The sequence below is a fragment of the Streptomyces sp. NPDC044003 genome (assembly GCF_056435185.1).
The window spans coordinates 412,253-428,591 of the sequence record NZ_JBWKFA010000004.1 but is presented as its reverse complement, the minus strand read 5'-3'; the positions used below and the strand labels follow the sequence as shown (position 1 = coordinate 428,591).

At 72.3% G+C, this 16,339-nt stretch carries 15 protein-coding genes; 8 read left to right on the top strand and 7 right to left on the bottom strand.

Annotation, left to right across the window (positions count from 1 at the left end):
• Positions 1-118: 118 nt before the first annotated feature.
• The 3 genes from AC07AW_RS19020 to AC07AW_RS19010 all read right to left on the bottom strand — a co-directional run bounded on the left by AC07AW_RS19020 (position 119) and on the right by AC07AW_RS19010 (position 4,185).
• Positions 119-568, bottom strand: coding sequence for a DUF2690 domain-containing protein (locus AC07AW_RS19020; RefSeq protein WP_478816627.1), 450 nt, complete (start codon positions 566-568; stop codon positions 119-121).
• A 211-nt stretch (positions 569-779) separates the two neighbouring features.
• A complete protein-coding gene (locus AC07AW_RS19015; RefSeq protein ID WP_478816626.1) occupies positions 780-3,209 on the bottom strand; it encodes a Tex family protein in 2,430 nt (809 codons plus the stop codon).
• A gap of 109 nt (positions 3,210-3,318) precedes the next feature.
• Positions 3,319-4,185, bottom strand: coding sequence for an SCO6745 family protein (locus AC07AW_RS19010; RefSeq protein ID WP_478816625.1), 867 nt, complete (start codon positions 4,183-4,185; stop codon positions 3,319-3,321).
• Between the two features lie 126 nt (positions 4,186-4,311).
• Between AC07AW_RS19010 and AC07AW_RS19005 the strand changes: the two genes are divergently transcribed.
• Entirely contained in the window at positions 4,312-5,283 is a 972-nt protein-coding gene (locus tag AC07AW_RS19005) for a GlxA family transcriptional regulator (RefSeq protein WP_478816624.1), read from the top strand.
• A gap of 147 nt (positions 5,284-5,430) precedes the next feature.
• Positions 5,431-6,069, top strand: a complete 639-nt coding sequence (locus AC07AW_RS19000) for a DJ-1/PfpI family protein (RefSeq protein ID WP_478816623.1) — start codon at positions 5,431-5,433, stop codon at positions 6,067-6,069.
• 199 nt (positions 6,070-6,268) lie between these two features.
• Here the strand turns inward: AC07AW_RS19000 and AC07AW_RS18995 are convergent, their stop codons facing one another.
• Complete coding sequence (locus tag AC07AW_RS18995) at positions 6,269-7,012, bottom strand: enoyl-CoA hydratase/isomerase family protein (RefSeq protein WP_478816622.1); 744 nt, start codon at positions 7,010-7,012, stop codon at positions 6,269-6,271.
• Between the two features lie 66 nt (positions 7,013-7,078).
• On the opposite strand from AC07AW_RS18995, the gene AC07AW_RS18990 reads away from it, so the two are divergent.
• Positions 7,079-7,741, top strand: coding sequence for an HdeD family acid-resistance protein (locus tag AC07AW_RS18990; RefSeq protein WP_478816621.1), 663 nt, complete (start codon positions 7,079-7,081; stop codon positions 7,739-7,741).
• 130 nt (positions 7,742-7,871) lie between these two features.
• Positions 7,872-8,324, top strand: coding sequence for an ATP-binding protein (locus tag AC07AW_RS18985; RefSeq protein ID WP_478816902.1), 453 nt, complete (start codon positions 7,872-7,874; stop codon positions 8,322-8,324).
• Positions 8,325-8,373: 49 nt separating this feature from the next.
• On the opposite strand, the gene idi is transcribed toward AC07AW_RS18985, so the two are convergent.
• The 3 genes from idi to AC07AW_RS18970 all read right to left on the bottom strand — a co-directional run bounded on the left by idi (position 8,374) and on the right by AC07AW_RS18970 (position 11,547).
• A complete protein-coding gene (gene idi, locus AC07AW_RS18980) occupies positions 8,374-8,994 on the bottom strand; it encodes an isopentenyl-diphosphate Delta-isomerase (protein ID WP_392156081.1) in 621 nt (206 codons plus the stop codon).
• A 152-nt stretch (positions 8,995-9,146) separates the two neighbouring features.
• Positions 9,147-10,406, bottom strand: a complete 1,260-nt coding sequence (locus tag AC07AW_RS18975; RefSeq protein WP_478816620.1) for a GNAT family N-acetyltransferase — start codon at positions 10,404-10,406, stop codon at positions 9,147-9,149.
• Positions 10,407-10,605: 199 nt separating this feature from the next.
• Entirely contained in the window at positions 10,606-11,547 is a 942-nt protein-coding gene (locus AC07AW_RS18970; RefSeq protein WP_478816619.1) for a cation diffusion facilitator family transporter, read from the bottom strand.
• Between the two features lie 388 nt (positions 11,548-11,935).
• Between AC07AW_RS18970 and AC07AW_RS18965 the strand changes: the two genes are divergently transcribed.
• From AC07AW_RS18965 to AC07AW_RS18950, 4 genes are read left to right on the top strand one after another with little or no spacing between them, the layout of a single operon-like run.
• Entirely contained in the window at positions 11,936-13,747 is a 1,812-nt protein-coding gene (locus AC07AW_RS18965) for a DUF5941 domain-containing protein (protein ID WP_478816901.1), read from the top strand.
• A complete protein-coding gene (locus AC07AW_RS18960; RefSeq protein WP_392156077.1) occupies positions 13,744-14,493 on the top strand; it encodes a phosphocholine cytidylyltransferase family protein in 750 nt (249 codons plus the stop codon). Before AC07AW_RS18965 ends, AC07AW_RS18960 begins: the two co-directional genes overlap by 4 nt.
• Positions 14,481-15,542, top strand: a complete 1,062-nt coding sequence (locus AC07AW_RS18955; RefSeq protein ID WP_478816618.1) for an iron-containing alcohol dehydrogenase family protein — start codon at positions 14,481-14,483, stop codon at positions 15,540-15,542. Before AC07AW_RS18960 ends, AC07AW_RS18955 begins: the two co-directional genes overlap by 13 nt.
• 10 nt (positions 15,543-15,552) lie before the next feature.
• Positions 15,553-16,332 (top strand): CDP-alcohol phosphatidyltransferase family protein, encoded by a 780-nt coding sequence (locus AC07AW_RS18950; RefSeq protein ID WP_478816617.1) that lies wholly within the window; start codon positions 15,553-15,555, stop codon positions 16,330-16,332.
• Positions 16,333-16,339: the final 7 nt, after the last annotated feature.

The following is a 16,339-nucleotide window of genomic DNA, read 5'->3' as shown; positions in this document are numbered from 1 at the left end:
GGAGCGGGGATTTCTCCGGCCCCGTGGAGGGGCCGGAGTTGATCTTGCTAGTCTGACATGTCTGCGTCAGCAGGAAAAATGGACGACCGCGTGCGCGTCGACGCGGGAGCCGGTGGGTCTACCAGAAGGTGCTGCAGTCGATGTGGCCCGTGCCGGTGTCCTTGATGCAGGTGCGGTAGTAGTAGCTGCTGCCGCCGAGCATGTTGGACCAGTCCGAGCCCGGGTTGGGGAACTTCACCGAGAGGCTGCGCACGAAGCCGGTGCCGTAGCCCGACCACTTCTCGATGTAGCCGTACTTGTCCCACCACTGGCCGCCGCTGGAGTCGGTGACGCGGACCCAGGCGGCCTGACAGGCGGCGGACCAGCGCAGCTCGGCCTTGAGCCCGCCGTCGGCGGTGGCGGTCGCCTTGGTGGTGGCGTCACCGTCGCAGGACTGCGAGACGGGGCCGAGGTTGTCGCAGCCGGTGCCGTAGCAGCCGGCGGCGTACGAGGTGCCCGCGAGCGGGATCAGAGCCATGGTCATCGCGGCGGCGGAGACTCCCGCCACCTTCGCGATCGCGCGCTTCATAGGTCGTCACTACCTCTGGGAGCAGGAACATGTCGCGGCCTTCCGCGGAGGCCGGAGATGATCTTGGTTCGTTGTCCTGCGCGCGTCAATGGAAAAAACGGACGACCTGCTTCAACATCCGGTGAACGTGCGTCGTCCCCGCACACGCCGATCGGTGTGTACGGGGACGACTCCGGCAGTCCGGTCGGAAACCGCCTCCGACCTGCGGGTTCTATCGGCGCTTGCCGCCGCCCTCGCCGAGCAGGCCGGCCTTGCGGAGGGCGTCGGCCATCGCGCTGTTGGTGGGCGCGGGAGCCGCCGAGCGGTCCCGGCCGCCGCGGTCGTTCCGGTTGTTGCCCCGCTCCCCGCGGTCGTTCCGGTTCCCGCCCTCGGCCCGGCGGCCACCGCCCTGACGCTGCTGCGGCGGCCGGCCGGAGCGCTCATCGCGGTCGCCCCGGTCGCGCCGGGGCGCACCGCCCTGGCCGTCGGCGCCCGGCTCGTCGTCGAGCCGCAGCGTCAGCGAGATCCGCTTGCGCGGGACGTCCACGTCCAGCACCTTCACCTTCACCACGTCGCCGGGCTTCACCACGTCGCGCGGGTCCTTGACGAAGGTCTTCGACATCGCCGACACATGGACGAGACCGTCCTGGTGCACGCCGATGTCCACGAACGCGCCGAACGCGGCCACGTTGGTGACGACGCCCTCCAGGACCATCCCGGACGCCAGGTCGCCGATCTTCTCGACGCCCTCCTTGAAGGTGGCCGTACGGAACGCCGGACGGGGGTCACGGCCCGGCTTCTCCAGCTCCCGCAGGATGTCCGTCACCGTCGGCAGACCGAAGGTCTCGTCGACGAAGTCGTCCGCCCGCAGCGAGCGCAGCGTGCCCGTGTCGCCGATCAGGGCCGCGACCTGGCCGCCCGTCGTCTTCACCATCCGGCGCACCACCGGGTACGCCTCCGGGTGCACCGCCGAGGCGTCCAGCGGGTCGTCGCCGCCGCGGATGCGCAGGAAGCCCGCGCACTGCTCGTACGCCTTCGGGCCGAGCCGCGCCACGTCCTTGAGCGCCTTGCGGGAGCGGAAGGGGCCGTTGGCGTCCCGGTGCGCCACGATGTTCTCGGCGAGGCCGCCGCTGATGCCCGAGACCCGCGAGAGCAGCGGCGCCGAGGCGGTGTTGACGTCGACACCCACACCGTTCACACAGTCCTCGACCACCGCGTCGAGCGAGCGCGAGAGCTTCACCTCGGCCAGGTCGTGCTGGTACTGGCCGACGCCGATGGACTTCGGGTCGATCTTCACCAGCTCCGCGAGCGGGTCCTGGAGCCGCCGGGCGATCGAGACGGCGCCGCGCAACGACACGTCGAGGCCCGGGAGTTCCTGCGAGGCGAAGGCGGAGGCCGAGTAGACCGAGGCGCCCGCCTCCGAGACCATCACCTTGGTCAGCTTCAACTCGGGGTGCTTGGCGAGGAGTTCGGCCGCCAGCTTGTCGGTCTCGCGGGAGGCCGTGCCGTTGCCGATCGCGACCAGCTCGACCGCGTGCTCCTTCGCGAGCCGCGCCAGCTTCTCAAGGGCCTGGTCCCACTTGTTGGCGGGGACGTGCGGGTAGATCGTGTCGGTGGCGACGACCTTGCCGGTCGCGTCGACGACGGCGACCTTCACACCCGTACGGAAACCGGGGTCGAGCCCGAGCGTCGCCCGCGTGCCGGCCGGCGCGGCGAGCAGCAGGTCCCGCAGGTTCGTCGCGAAGACCCGCACCGCCTCGTCCTCGGCGGCGGTCCGCAGCCGCAGCCGCAGGTCGATCCCCAGGTGCACCAGGATGCGGGTCCGCCAGGCCCAGCGGACCGTGTCCTGGAGCCACTTGTCGCCGGGCCGGCCCCGGTCGGCGACGTCGAAGCGACCCGCGACGATCCCCTCGTACGAGGAAGGACCCTCCGTAGGCTCCTCCGGCTCGAGCTCCAGGCTGAGGGCGTCCTCCTTCTCGCCGCGCAGCATGGCGAGCACCCGGTGCGAGGGCAGTGCGGTGAAGGGCTCGGCGAAGTCGAAGTAGTCGGCGAACTTCGCTCCCGCCTCCTCCTGTCCCTCGCGCACCTTCGCCACCAGGCGTCCGCGGCCCCACATGCGCTCGCGCAGCTCGCCGATGAGGTCGGCGTCCTCGGAGAACTTCTCGGCGAGGATCGCCCGCGCGCCCTCCAGGGCCGCGGGGGCGTCCGCGACGCCCTTGTCCGCGTCCACGAAGGCCGCGGCCGCGGCGGCCGGCTCGACGGACGGGTCCGCGAGCAGTCCCTCGGCCAGCGGCTCCAGCCCCGCCTCGCGGGCGATCTGGGCCTTCGTCCGGCGCTTCGGCTTGAAGGGCAGGTAGATGTCCTCCAGGCGCGCCTTGGTGTCGGCCGCCCGGATGCTCGCCTCGAGCTCGGCCGTCAGCTTGCCCTGCTCGCGGACCGAGTCGAGGATCGCCGACCGGCGGTCCTCCAGCTCGCGCAGATAGCGCAGCCGCTCCTCCAGGGTGCGCAGCTGCGCGTCGTCGAGCATCTCGGTCGCTTCCTTGCGGTAGCGCGCGATGAACGGCACGGTCGAACCGCCGTCGAGGAGCTCGACGGCTGCCTTCACCTGTCGCTCGCGTACGCCGAGCTCCTCGGCGATCCTTGCTTCGATGGACGTCGTCACGGTGTCCCGACTCGCCTTCTCGTGCCTCAAGCTTGCGAGTGCATTCTGCCGGGTCCGTCACCCGGACGCGGTAACCGACCCGTCCCGCGCGCGTCCCCGGCCCGCCGGGTCAGCCCTTGCCGACCAGGTCCGCGGGGAAGGCGCCCGCGCCGGCCGCCGCGAAGAGGAAGCCCCGGCCCAGCTCGGTGAGGCGCTCGACCCCGGCCGCGCCCAGGTGCTCGTACGGGGCGGAGTCCAGCCGGTCGGTGTGGTCCTCGAGCTCGGCGCGCAGGGCCGTGCCCGAGTCCGTCAGCTCGCCGTCGGCGTCGAGGAGCCCGCGCTCGCGCAGCCGCTCCGTCGCCGCCTCCCAGTCGGCCCGCCCCCAGCCGCGCGTGCCGAGGATCCAGCGCGGGGCCATGCCCTTGCCGGTGGCGGTGTGCGAGGCGAGGGCCTCGACGGGGTCGAGCCCGGCGGAGAGCAGGGCCGACAGATGGCCGTCGCCGCGGTGCTCGCGGAGCAGGGTGGCGGCGAACCAGTACGCGAGGTGGGGCTGCTCGGGCACCGGCAGGTCGGCGTGGGCCGAGTACAGCGGCCGGGCGTGCCGGGTGCAGGCCTCGGTGGCGCGCAGGGCGAGCTCCGCCGCCTCGGCCATCTCCGGGGAGGTGACCACGTCGTCGCCCAGCAGCCGGCGCAGGGTCGCGTCGACGGTCCGCAGCCGCGCGTCGAGGACCTCGGCGGGGGAGGCGGTCTCCCAGACGGCCGGGAGGTGCTGCGCGAGGAACTCGTGGTTGTAGTTGTAGAAGGTCGCGGCGACCGTGCCCGCGCCCACCGCGCCGAGCGCGGCGCTCCGCGCGGCGAGCCGCATCGCGCTCTGGTGGGTGAAGCCGAGGGTGCCGAACTCGCGGTCCAGGTCGGGGGAGAAGTAGAGCGTGGAGTGCAGCGGGTTGAGCGCGTTGTGGCAGCGGCGTCCCGCGTGCGGGGGAAGGGCAGTCGTCATGGACCCGAACGTTACCGACTGGTCGGTACGACGGGAACAGGCGGCCCGCGCCGATCCGAGCCCGATGGCAGAAAAGGTGGGTTCCCCGTCGTTGCGGACGCCTCCGCACCCGCCAAGGATGGAGCCATGACGCAGCGACCCGTCCTCGTCGTCGTCTTCGACGACGTCCAGAGCCTCGACATCACCGGCCCCGTCGAGGTGTTCGCCGGTGCCGGCCGCGCCGCCGGAGACCCGTCCGCGTACCCGATCCGCACCGCCTCCCTGGACGGCGGACCGGTCCGTACGCGCAGCGGACTGCGCCTGCTCCCCGACACCGACCTCGACGCCGCCGTCGCCGACGGGCCCCCGCACACCCTCGTCGTCCCCGGCGGCGAGGGCACCCGCGCACCCGACCCGGCCCTGATCGACTGGCTGCGCGTCCACGCCCCACGGGCCGAGCGCCTCGTCTCCGTCTGCACCGGGGCCCTGCTCCTCGCCGAGGCCGGGCTCCTCGACGGACACCGGGCCACCACCCACTGGGTCGCCTGCGACCACCTCGCCCGCCGCCACCCCGAGGTCGACGTCGACCCGGATCCGATCTTCGTACGGGACGGGCGGCTGTCCACCTCCGCCGGCGTCACCGCCGGCATTGACCTGGCCCTCGCCCTGGTCGAGGAGGACCTCGGCCGCGACGTCGCCCTCACCGTCGCCCGCCACCTGGTCGTCTTCCTGCGCCGCCCCGGCAACCAGGCCCAGTTCAGCGCCCAGCTGTCCGCCCAGACCGCCCGCCGGGAGCCGCTCCGGGACCTCCAGCACTGGATCACGGAGCACCCGGGCGAGGACCTCTCCGTCGAGTCGCTCGCCGCCCGCGCCCGGCTCTCGCCCCGCCACTTCGCCCGCGCCTTCCACGCGGAGACCGGCATCCCGCCCGGCCGCTACGTCGACCGGGTCCGCCTCGAACACGCCCGCCGCCTCCTGGAGGAGTCCTCGCGCGGTGTCGAGGAGGTCGCCCGCGCCTCCGGGTACGGCACGCCCGAGGCGATGCGCCGCGCCTTCCTGAAAACCCTGGGGACCGCCCCGGCGGAGTACCGCCGCCGCTTCCACGTGGCGCGTGCCTGACCCGTCAGCCTCCGCTGTCGTCGGCCTCCGCCGTCGTCATCCACCCCGTGGTCGTCCGAGCGTCGTCCACAAGAGATCCCTTCGTGTGTCGACCCCTTGCCAGTTGATCCGTGGTCGACCTGCCACACCACCTGAGAGGAACCACGGATGCAGATCGCCGTCCTGCTCTACGACCGCTTCACCACCCTCGACGCCGTCGGCCCCTACGAGCTGCTCGCCCGCCTCCCCGGCGCCGAGACCGTCTTCGTGGCCAAGGAGGCCGGGCCGGTCCGCAACGACCAGGGGAGTCTCGCGCTCGTCGCCGACCGGAGCCTCGCCGAGGTCCCGCGCCCGGACATCGTCCTGGTCCCCGGCGGCCCCGACGCGCGGGTCGCCATGAACGACCCGGAGATCCTCGACTGGCTCCGTACCGCGGACGCCACCAGCACCTGGACCACCTCCGTCTGCACCGGCTCCCTGATCCTCGCTTCGGCGGGCCTGCTCAAGGACCGCCGGGCGACCACCCACTGGCTCGCCTTCGACGAACTGCGGGCGCTCGGCGTCGAGCCCACCGGCGAGCGGGTCGTCTTCGACGGCAAGTACGTCACGGCCGCCGGCGTCTCCTCCGGCATCGACATGGCGCTGCACCTGCTCGGCCGGATCGCCGGGGACGAGACCGCCCAGACGATCCAGCTGCTCACCGAGTACGACCCGCAGCCGCCGTACGACGCGGGCTCCCCGGAGAAGGCCCCGGCCGCGATCGTGGCGCACTGGCGCGGCGAGAAGATCCCGGTACGGGAGGGCTGAGACTATAGGGGGTGTCTTGCCGATCAGGCCGGGCTCGCGGCGTCTGGCACCGCGCCTCGCCGCGTTGTCGTCGGTCGACAACGCTCCGCGTTGCCTCCCTCCTCCGCCTTGCGATGCGTCCCCTCGGCCCTGGCGGGCCTGGGGAGGCCCCAGGCACCAGACGCCGCTCCCTGATCCGGCCTGACCGGCAAGACACCCCCTAGATCCCGTACGTGAACCGGGGCGCGCGGCGCTCCAGGAAGGCGGCGACGCCCTCGGCGGTGTCGCCGCTGCCGCGTGCCTGCTCCGCCCAGTGCTCGTCCCGGTCGACGCGCCCGTCGGCGAACTCCTTGGCCGCCGCCTGGGTGAGCAGCGAGCGGGAGGCGAGCACCCGGGCGAACTCGGCCACCCGCTTGTCCAGCGCGCCCGCCGGGTGCAGCTCGTCCACGAACCCGGTCCGCAGCGCCCGCTCGGCGTCCATCAACTCGCCCGAGAACAGCAGGTACTTGGCGGTCGAGGGCCCGACCAGGGCGGTGAGCCTGCGGGTCGAGGAGGACGGGTAGACGATGCCGAGCTTCGCGGGCGTGATCCCGAAGCGGGCACCCTCCTCGGCGAAGCGCAGGTCGCACGCGGCGGCGAGCTGGCTGCCGCCCCCGACGCAGAAGCCCCGCACGGCGGCGAGGCTCGGCTTGGGGAAGGCAGCGAGTGCGTCCTCGGCCCGTACCGCCAGCGTCTGCTGCTCGTCGCCGGGCTCCCGCAGCCCCGCGATGTCCGCCCCGGCGCAGAAGGTGTCGCCCTCGCCGGTGAGGACCAGGACCCGGACGGCGGGGTCGGCGGCGAGCCGCTCCAGGACGGTGGGCAGGGCGCGCCACATCCCGGCGCTCATGGCGTTGCGCTTGGCGGGGTTGGCGATGACGACGGTGGCGATCCCGTCCGTGACGCTTTCCTTCAGCTGCGGCTCCATGGGGCGGATGCTATCCGCCGGACCCGAACGTACGATCAGGAAGGGGCCGCTCCGAGGAGGCACCACATGGCCGAGGACGCCGGGGCGCAGGCCGGCCCGGACCCGGTCCGTGAGATGGCGCGCGAGGGGAAGAAGCTCCGCCGCAACTTCAGCGGGCTGGCCGTGCTCGGCGCCCTGCTCGTGATCGGCGGTCTCGTCGGCCTCGTCTACACCGCCGCCGCCACGCTGACGTCCATGCTGCTCTTCGGCTTGCTGCTGCTCTTCGGCGGCGTCGTGGGGCTGCTGCAGGCCGTCCAGTCGCGCGGCACCAGCTACTTCTGGCTCGCCGTCGTGGTGGCCGCGCTGAACATCGCGGCCGGTGTCGTGGTCATCCGTCACCCGGAGGGCTCGGCGGAGGCGCTGACGATGTTCGCCGCCCTGCTGTTCCTCACCGGCGGGCTGTTCCGGCTGGTGGGCAGTCTGGTGGTGCGGGGGCCGCAGTTCGGCTGGACGCTGTTCCAGGGCGCCTTCGGGCTGCTGCTCGGTCTGCTGGTGCTGTTCGACTGGCCGGACAGCAGCCGGTACGTCCTCGGCGTCTTCTTCTCGCTCGCCCTGCTCTTCGACGGTCTCGGCCTGATCGCGATCGGGGTGGGCGGCCGACGGATCGTCCGTATGGTGACCCCGTCGGCGCCGGCTGCCGCCCCGCCTCCGGAGTCCTCAGAAAGTACGCAGGAACAGTCGAACAACTGACGTTGGCATACTCAGCCGATCAGAAGGTGGCCGATAAGTGTCGACTTCTGGTCAGTAGGTCGGTCGGCCCGCGCGCATTGCCAAGACTCGATCCGTGGCGAGAATCGAGCACGAGGGTGGGAACGGGACCGTGGAGACCCACGGAGGCGTCCCCGCCCGGCAACCGTCCTACGAAGGAGTCTGGCGCTTCACCGCTGCAGCGGTCGACGTCTCCGTCCCGCAGGCCCGGCACGCCGTACGCGACCTGCTGGTGCGCCAGGGCGTCCCGGTCCATGAGGAGATCATGGACGGCCTGCTGCTGATCGTCTCCGAGCTGGTGACCAACGCCGTGCGGCACGCGGCGCTGCTCTCCCCGGAGATAGCGGTGGAGGTCGCGATCGGCCCCGAGTGGGTCAGGGTGTCCGTCGAGGACAACCACCCGTACCGCCCCAAGGCGCTGGAGGCGGACTGGGGGCAGACCGGCGGCCGGGGGCTGCTTCTCGTCCGCGAGATCGCCCAGGAGGCCGGCGGCGCCTGCGACGTCGAGCACACCGCGAGCGGCGGGAAGATCATCTGGGCGGCGCTGCCGCTGGGGCCGATCTGACGGACACCCCCGGCCCCGGTGGCACCGGGGCCGGGAGGTGCCTCCGAGGTCACCAGCCTCCGGCCGGACCCGTCAGCTCCCTGATCGCCGGACGCGCCGCGTCCAGGACCGTCATGAACCAGGCCGAGAAGGGCACGGCGGCGTGCCGCTCGACCAGCTCGTCGGCGGTCACGAAGGCGGTGGACTCGATCTCCTCCGGGTCCGGCCGCGGGTCGGCCTGCACCAGGCCGACGAAGAGGTGGTTGAACTCCTGCTCCACCAGGCCCGAGGCCGGGTCCGGGTGGTTGTAGCGGACGGTGCCGGCCTCCGCGAGCAGCGTCGGCGAGACGCCCAGCTCCTCGAAGGTGCGCCGGGCCGCCGCGGCGAACGGCGCCTCGCCCGGGTAGGGGTGTCCGCAGCAGGTGTTCGACCAGACGCCGGGGGAGTGGTACTTGCCGAGCGCCCGTCGCTGGAGCAGCAGCCGGCCCGACTCGTCGAAGAGGAAGACGGAGAAGGCGCGGTGCAGCTGACCCGGCGCCTGGTGCGCGGCGAGCTTCTCCGCGGTGCCGATGGTCCTCCCCTCCTCGTCGACCAGTTCGAGCATGATCGGCGCCGGGACTCCGGACGGCTGGACGCCGTTCGACGCGGTCTCCGGCGAGATCTGAGCCGCGGGGGCTGGTGTGATCGGCATACCCATCCTTCGCATCGGTCCTCGGCCCGGTGGGGCCCCCACAGTCTGCCGTACAAAACCGGCTTGTCCGTACTTCGGCGGCCGGGCGTGGCCGCTCCCACCGCACCGGAGTACAGGCGGTGCGGCGGGAGCGGGAGGGACGCAATGGGGCACTACACCCCGAAAGGTGCCGGGTAGGCGAGCGTGCCCGGTGGAACGGGTACGGAACCGTCCAGGACGAGCGCCATCATCGTTTCGTCCGGAGCCTCGAAACCTGGCTTGATTCCATACGCGGACGCCCGTACGAACCCGAACCGCGGGTAGTACTCCGGATGGCCCAGGACGAGCACGAGCGGCTCGCCGCGCAGCCGGGCCGCGTCGAGCACCGCACGGACGACGGCCTGCCCGGCCCCCGTCCGCTGGTGGGCGGGAGCCACCGAGACCGGAGCGAGCGCGGCCGCGGGGGCGCCGCCCACCAGACAGCGGGTGATCAGCGCGTGCGCCGCGACCGTGCCGTCCGGGGCCTCGGCCACGTACGACAGACCCGGCAGCCAGGACTCGTCGAGACGGAGCGCCTCGACGAGATCGGCCTCCGTCGCCGAGGGCTCGGCCTCCGACCCGAAGGCCGTGGAGACGACCCGCCGGATCGCCGCGGCGTCCGCCTCGGTCTCCGGGCGGGTGTGCCAGCGCGGATCGGCGGGCCGCAGGACGAAGCCGGCGTACCCGTAGTCCGCGCCGTGCTCGCGCCGCAGCGCGATCTCGGTGCGGGCCCCGGCCACCGCCTCGGCCATGCCGGGCACGGTGGTGTCCGCCGCGTCGGCGTGCGCGGCGAGCGGGACGTAGTACTCGTCCCAGTCGCTCTCGGGCTGCGGGACGGTCCCCAGGACGTGGTAGCCGGCCTCGACGGCCGCCGCCGCGTTCCCGGCGACGGTACGGAGGGTGTAGTGGTCCTCCCAGAAGGCGCGGGCCACCGGGCCCGGCTCCTCGGTGGTCCAGACGCACTCGGTGAGCACCAGGGTGCCGCCGGGCGCGAGGAGCCTGCGCCATTCGGCCAGGGCCCGGTCGAAGCCGAGGACGAATACCGAGCTCTCGGCCCAGACCAGGTCGAAGGAGCCGTCGGGGAAGGGCAGCGCGCCCATGTCGGCGTTCAGGGTGCGGAGCGCACCGTCGAGCCCGCGGGCGGCGGCGGTCTCCCGCAGCTCCGCGAGGAACGGTTCATGGGTGTCGACGGCGGTCACCTCGGCGCCCGCCTCGGCGGCCAGGAGCAGCGCGGAGCGGCCGGGGCCGCAGCCCAGGTCGAGCACACGCGGGCGCTCGGGGAGCCGCCCCGCGAGCGCGAGGAGCCGACGGGTGGTGGTGTCGGAGCCCGGACCCTGGCGCGGAAGGCCGTGGTGCAGGGCGAAGAAGGAGTCGTGCAGAGCGTTGTCGGACAACGTGGGAAACCCTTTGCGAAGAGGGTCCCGGCCGACGACGTGACGTACCGGTGGGAAGACCGGGATCAGGTCAGCCGGAGACCCGGAGGCTGAGGGACGACCGGGCGCTGCCGCACTGGGCAGCCTCCATCGCGACGGTCATCAACCTCAGCTCCTCTCCACACGTGTGCGTACGGGTGAGACTAACAGCAGGGGCCGCTCAGAGGCAGAGCTTCGCCTCGTGCTCCGCGTGCCCGACCGGCTCCAGCTGGAAGGTGCAGTGCTCCACGTCGAAGTGGGAGCCCAGGCAGCCCTGGAGGTCGTGCAGCATCTTCTCGTGCCCGACCGAGTCCAGCGCGCCCTGGTCGACGACCACGTGCGCCGAGAGCACCGGCATCCCCGACGTGATCGTCCAGGCGTGCAGGTCGTGCACGTCCTCGACGCCCGGCAGGGCCAGGATGTGCGCCCGTACCTCCGCCATGTCGACGCCCTTGGGGGCCGCCTCCAGGAGCACGTCCAGGGTCTCGCGCAGCAGCTTGAACGTGCGCGGCACGATCATCAGACCGATCACGATCGAGGCGATCGGGTCGGCGTACTGCCAGCCCGTCGTCAGGATGATCGCGGACGCGACGATCACGGTCACCGAACCCAGCGCGTCCGCGAGCACCTCCAGATACGCCCCGCGCACGTTGAGGCTCTCCTTCTGGCCCCGCATGAGCAGCGACAGCGAGATCACGTTGGCCACCAGGCCGATCACCGCGTACGCGATCGCCAGACCGCCCTTGGTCTCGGCCGGCTCGATGAACCGCTGGATCGCCTCGTACAGCACGTAACCGCCGACGACGAGCAGCAGCAGACAGTTGGCGAGCGCCGCCAGGATCTCGGCCCGGGCGTACCCGAACGTGCGGTTCCCCGAGGGCGGCCGGTTCGCGAAGTGGATCGCGAGGAGCGCCATCGCGAGGCCGACGGCGTCGGTCGCCATGTGGGCCGCGTCCGCGATCAGCGCGAGCGAGTCGGCGACCAGACCGCCGATGATCTCGATCACCATCACGGAGAGCGTGATGCCGAGTGCGATCCGCAGCCGGTTCCGGTACCCGGCAGCCGCCGTACCCGTCGGCGGCGGGCCGCCGTGGCTGTGCCCGTGGTCGTGTCCAGCCCCCATGACAAGGCCTCCCGGTCGTGTCGCTCGTGTGCCCCGATTCGCAAGTGAACTACGGGTGGGGGGTATGTGCAACACGGTACTGAACACCGTTGTCATATGCTCTGACCTGCGACAACGCCAGAACGAGGAGACGGTGCCGCCGGTCGTCCGGAGCGGGTTTGTGAGGCGGGCCGCCGATCGCCCATGATGATCTCCGCGGCACACGGCGCACCCGGACGGACACGGACGGTCCCGGGGGAGTCCTGGCGGCGAAGCCTCGGTGAACTCGTGTTCCGTTCATCCGATAGCCTCAGCCGACGTGTCGCCGCCCGGTGCCGGGCCACACCGCCGCGCCCGGGGCCGCCATGGCCCCGCCGGCCCCTCCGTCAGCTTCAAGGAGTGAGTTCGTCTGTCGACCGCCATCCTCACCGGCCCGCCGGCACCCGGATCCTCGCTCGACGGTGATCTGCGGTCGCTCGGCTTCGACGTCCGGATCGTCTCCGGCGCCGAGGAGGCCGGTGCCCTGCTGGCCGCCGTCCCGGCGGGCGAGCGCGTCGCGCTCGTCGACCCCCGGTTCGTCGGTCACCTGCACGCGCTGCGCCTCACCCTGACCGACCCCCGTTTTCCCGCGGCCGCCGCCCCCGGCGCGCTCACCGCGCAGCGCGAGGCCCGCCCCGCGCTCGCCCGCGCCCTGGAGACGGTCTCCGCGACCACCGGGCCCGCCGTCACCGGCACGCTCACCGACGGCCTCACCGACGCGCTCGCCGAGGCCCTCGACGCCGACGGCGTCGCCGTGCACCGGCCCCAGCTCGGCACCCTCGTCGCCACCGTGCCCACCGACGCCGAGGCCCGCCACGAGGCCCGCGCCGCCGTCGACGCCGTCGACGACGAGGCCGTACGCCTTCGCTCGGCCGTCAAGGCGCACGACGGCTTCTTCACCACCTTCTTCATCAGCCCGTACTCGCGCTATATCGCCCGCTGGTGCGCGCGCCGCGGTCTCACGCCCAACCAGGTCACCACCGCCTCGCTGCTCACCGCCCTGATCGCGGCCGGCTGCGCGGCGACCGGCGAGCGGGGCGGCTACATCGCCGCCGGCGTCCTCCTCCTGGTCTCCTTCGTCCTCGACTGCACCGACGGGCAGCTCGCCCGCTACGCGCTCAAGTACTCGACGATGGGCGCCTGGCTCGACGCCACCTTCGACCGCGCCAAGGAGTACGCCTTCTACGCGGGCCTCGCCCTCGGCGCCGCCCGCAACGGGGACGACGTCTGGGCGCTCGCGCTCGGCGCGATGGTCCTCATGACCTGCCGGCACGTCGTGGACTTCTCCTTCAACGAGGCCAACCACGACGCCACGGCCAACACCAGCCCGACCGCCGCCCTCTCCAGCAAGCTGGACAGCGTCGGCTGGACGGTCTGGGCCCGCCGCATGATCATCCTGCCGATCGGCGAGCGCTGGGCGATGATCGCCGTCCTCACCGCCACCACCAGCCCCCGGATCGTCTTCTGGGCCCTGATCATCGGCTGCTCCTTCGGCGCCTGCTACACCACGGCCGGCCGGGTCCTGCGCTCCCTGACCCGCAAGGCGAAGCGCACCGACCGGGCCGCCCAGGCGCTGGCGGACCTGGCGGACTCGGGGCCGATCGCCGAGACCGTCGCGCGGCTCCGGTCCCGTGACGCCCGCCACTCTGTGAGTACGCCGCTGCTCGCGGCTCTCGCAGCGGTCGCCGTGCTCGGCTCGGCCCTCGTCCAGGGCGACCCCTGGGCCGTGGTCGGCGGCGCCGTCGCCTACGCGCTCCTGTCCGGACTCGCCGTCTCCCAGCCCCTCAAGGGCGCCCTCGACTGGCTCCTGCCCCCGCTCTTCCGCGCCGCCGAGTACGGCACGATCCTGATCCTCGCCGCGCGCTCCGACGCCGCCCAGGCGCTCCCCGCCGCATTCGGGCTGGTCGCGGCCGTCGCCTACCATCACTACGACACGGTGTACCGCATTCGCGGCGGCACCGGCGCGCCGCCCGCGTGGCTGGTGCGCGTCACCGGCGGACACGAGGGGCGCACGCTCCTGGTGACCGTCCTCGCCGCCTTCCTGGCGGACCGCGGTGACGACTTCACTCTGGCACTGACCGCCCTCGCGGTCGCCGTCGCGCTCGTGGTGCTCGTGGAGTCCATCCGTTTCTGGGTCTCCTCCGGAGCACCCGCCGTTCACGACGAAGGAGAAACAGCATGATCGGCCTCGTACTGGCAGCCGGTGCCGGACGGCGTCTGCGCCCCTACACCGAGACGCTTCCGAAGGCCCTCGTGCCCGTGTCCGGCGAGGGCACCGAGAACGAGCTGACCATCCTCGACGGGACGCTGAAGAACTTCGCCGAGATCGGCCTCACCGAGGTCGCGATCGTCGTCGGCTACCGCAAGGAGGCCGTCTACGACCGCAAGGACGCCCTCGAGGCCAAGTACGGCCTCAAGCTCACCCTCATCGACAACGACAAGGCCGAGGAGTGGAACAACGCCTACTCCCTGTGGTGCGCCCGTGAGGTCCTCAAGCGCGGTGTGATCCTCGCCAACGGCGACACCGTCCACCCGGTCTCCGTCGAGAAGACCCTGCTCGCCGCCCGCGGCAAGGGCCAGATCATCCTCGCCCTCGACACGGTGAAGAGCCTCGCCGACGAGGAGATGAAGGTCATCGTCGCCGAGGGCAAGGGCGTCGAGCGCATCACCAAGTTGATGGACCCGGCCACCGCCACCGGCGAGTACATCGGCGTCACCCTCATCGAGGCCGAGGCCGCCGAGGAGCTCGCCGACGCGCTCAAGGCCACCTTCGAGCGCGACCCCGACCTCTACTACGAGGACGGCTACCAGGAGCTCGTCAACCGCGGCTTCACCGTCGACATCGAGCCCATCGGTGACGTCAAGTGGGTCGAGATCGACAACCACGACGACCTCGCGAAGGGCCGTGAGATCGCGTGCCAGTACTGACTCGGCTGATCCCTTCGCCGGTCGTCGTCGACATCCGCCGGGGAGCGCTGGACGACCTGTCCGCGCTCCTCGCGGACCAGCGGATCTCCAGCAACGGCAAGATCGCCGTCGCCATCAGCGGCGGCTCGGGCCTCAAGCTGCGTGACCACTTCGCCCCCGAGCTGCCCGGCGCCGACTGGTACCCGGTCTCGGGCGGCACGATCGACGAGGCCGTCAAGCTCGCCGACGCCATGCGCGGCAAGCGGTACGACGCCGTGGTCGCCCTCGGCGGCGGCAAGATCATCGATGTGACGAAGTACGCGGCGGCCCGGGTCGGGCTGCCGCTGGTGGCCATCGCCACCAACCTGTCGCACGACGGGATCTGCTCGCCGATCTCCACCCTGGACAACGACAACGGGCGCGGCTCCTACGGTGTGCCGACCCCGATCGCGCTGGTCATCGACCTCGACGTGATCCGGGACGCCCCCGTGCGGTACGTCCGCTCCGGCATCGGCGACGCGATCTCCAACCTGTCCGCCATCGCGGACTGGGAGCTCTCGCACCGCGAGACCGGCGAGAAGGTCGACGGCCTCGCGGCCGCCATGGCCCGCAGCGCCGGCGAGGCAGTGCTCCGCCACCCCGGCGGCGTCGGCGACGACGACTTCCTCGTCACGCTCTCCGAGGGCCTGGTGATGTCCGGCATCGCCATGTCGATCAGCGGTGACAGCCGCCCCTCCTCGGGCGCCTGCCACGAGATCAGCCACGCCTTCGACCTGCTCTTCCCGACCCGCGCCGCCAGCCACGGCGAGCAGTGCGGTCTCGGCGCGGCCTTCGCCATGCACCTGCGCGGCGACCGCGACGCCTCCGCGCTGATGGTCGAGACCCTGCGCCGGCACGGACTGCCCGTCCTGCCGGAGGAGATGGGCTTCACCGTGGACGAGTTCGTCCAGGCGGTGTCCTTCGCCCCGCAGACCCGGCCGGGCCGCTTCACCATCCTCGAACACCTCGACCTGTCCGACGACGAGATCAGGGACGCGTACGCCGACTATGCCAAATCCATCGGTAGCTGAGGTCCGTCCTGTGCGGAAGCCCTCGGTGGCGGAGCTCCGCCCGGTCGTCCACCCCCCGGGTGTGAAGGACCGGCGGAGCGGTGAGCACTGGGGCGGCCGCCTGTACATGCGGGAGATCTCGCTCAGGATCACCCGGCAGCTCGTCGGCACCAAGGTGACGCCGAACCAGCTCACGTATGTCATGACGCTCGCGGGCGTCCTCGCCGCACCCGCCCTGCTCGTGCCCGGGATCCCGGGGGCGCTGCTCGGCGCGCTCATGGTCCAGCTCTACCTGCTGCTCGACTGCGTCGACGGCGAGGTGGCCCGCTGGAAGAAGCAGTACTCGCTGGCCGGGGTCTACCTGGACCGGGTCGGCGCCTACCTGTGCGACGCGGCCGTCCTCGTCGGCTTCGGCCTGCGCGCCTCCGACCTGTGGGGCTCGGGCCGGATCGACTGGCTGTGGGCCTTCCTGGGCACGCTCGCCGCCCTCGGCGCCATCCTGATCAAGGCCGAGACCGACCTCGTCGGTGTCGCCCGCCACCAGGGCGGACTGCCGCCGGTCAAGGAGGCCGCCTCCGAGCCGCGCTCCTCCGGCATGGCGCTCGCCCGCCGGGCCGCCGCCGCGCTCAAGTTCCACCGGCTCGTCCTCGGCATCGAGGCCTCGCTGCTCATCGTGGTCCTGGCGATCGCGGACCAGGCCAGGGGAGACCTCTTCTTCTCCCGGCTCGGTGTCGCCGTCCTCGCCGGCATCGCACTGCTCCAGACCGTGCTGCACCTGGTGTCGATCATGGTCTCCAGCAGGCTGAAGTGAGGCCGGC

What these genes read in the sequence shown, in the direction of transcription:
- AC07AW_RS19005 (WP_478816624.1), top strand. Translation starts at nt 4,312, where the DNA reads ATGACGCAGCGACCCGTCCTCGTCGTCGTCTTCGACGACGTCCAGAGC.
- AC07AW_RS19000 (WP_478816623.1), top strand. Translation starts at nt 5,431, where the DNA reads ATGCAGATCGCCGTCCTGCTCTACGACCGCTTCACCACCCTCGACGCC.
- AC07AW_RS18990 (WP_478816621.1), top strand. Translation starts at nt 7,079, where the DNA reads ATGGCCGAGGACGCCGGGGCGCAGGCCGGCCCGGACCCGGTCCGTGAG.
- AC07AW_RS18960 (WP_392156077.1), top strand. Translation starts at nt 13,744, where the DNA reads ATGATCGGCCTCGTACTGGCAGCCGGTGCCGGACGGCGTCTGCGCCCC.
- AC07AW_RS18995 (WP_478816622.1), bottom strand. Translation starts at nt 7,012, where the DNA reads ATGGAGCCGCAGCTGAAGGAAAGCGTCACGGACGGGATCGCCACCGTC.
- idi (WP_392156081.1), bottom strand. Translation starts at nt 8,994, where the DNA reads ATGCCGATCACACCAGCCCCCGCGGCTCAGATCTCGCCGGAGACCGCG.
- AC07AW_RS19010 (WP_478816625.1), bottom strand. Translation starts at nt 4,185, where the DNA reads ATGACGACTGCCCTTCCCCCGCACGCGGGACGCCGCTGCCACAACGCG.
- AC07AW_RS18970 (WP_478816619.1), bottom strand. Translation starts at nt 11,547, where the DNA reads ATGGGGGCTGGACACGACCACGGGCACAGCCACGGCGGCCCGCCGCCG.
- AC07AW_RS19020 (WP_478816627.1), bottom strand. Translation starts at nt 568, where the DNA reads ATGAAGCGCGCGATCGCGAAGGTGGCGGGAGTCTCCGCCGCCGCGATG.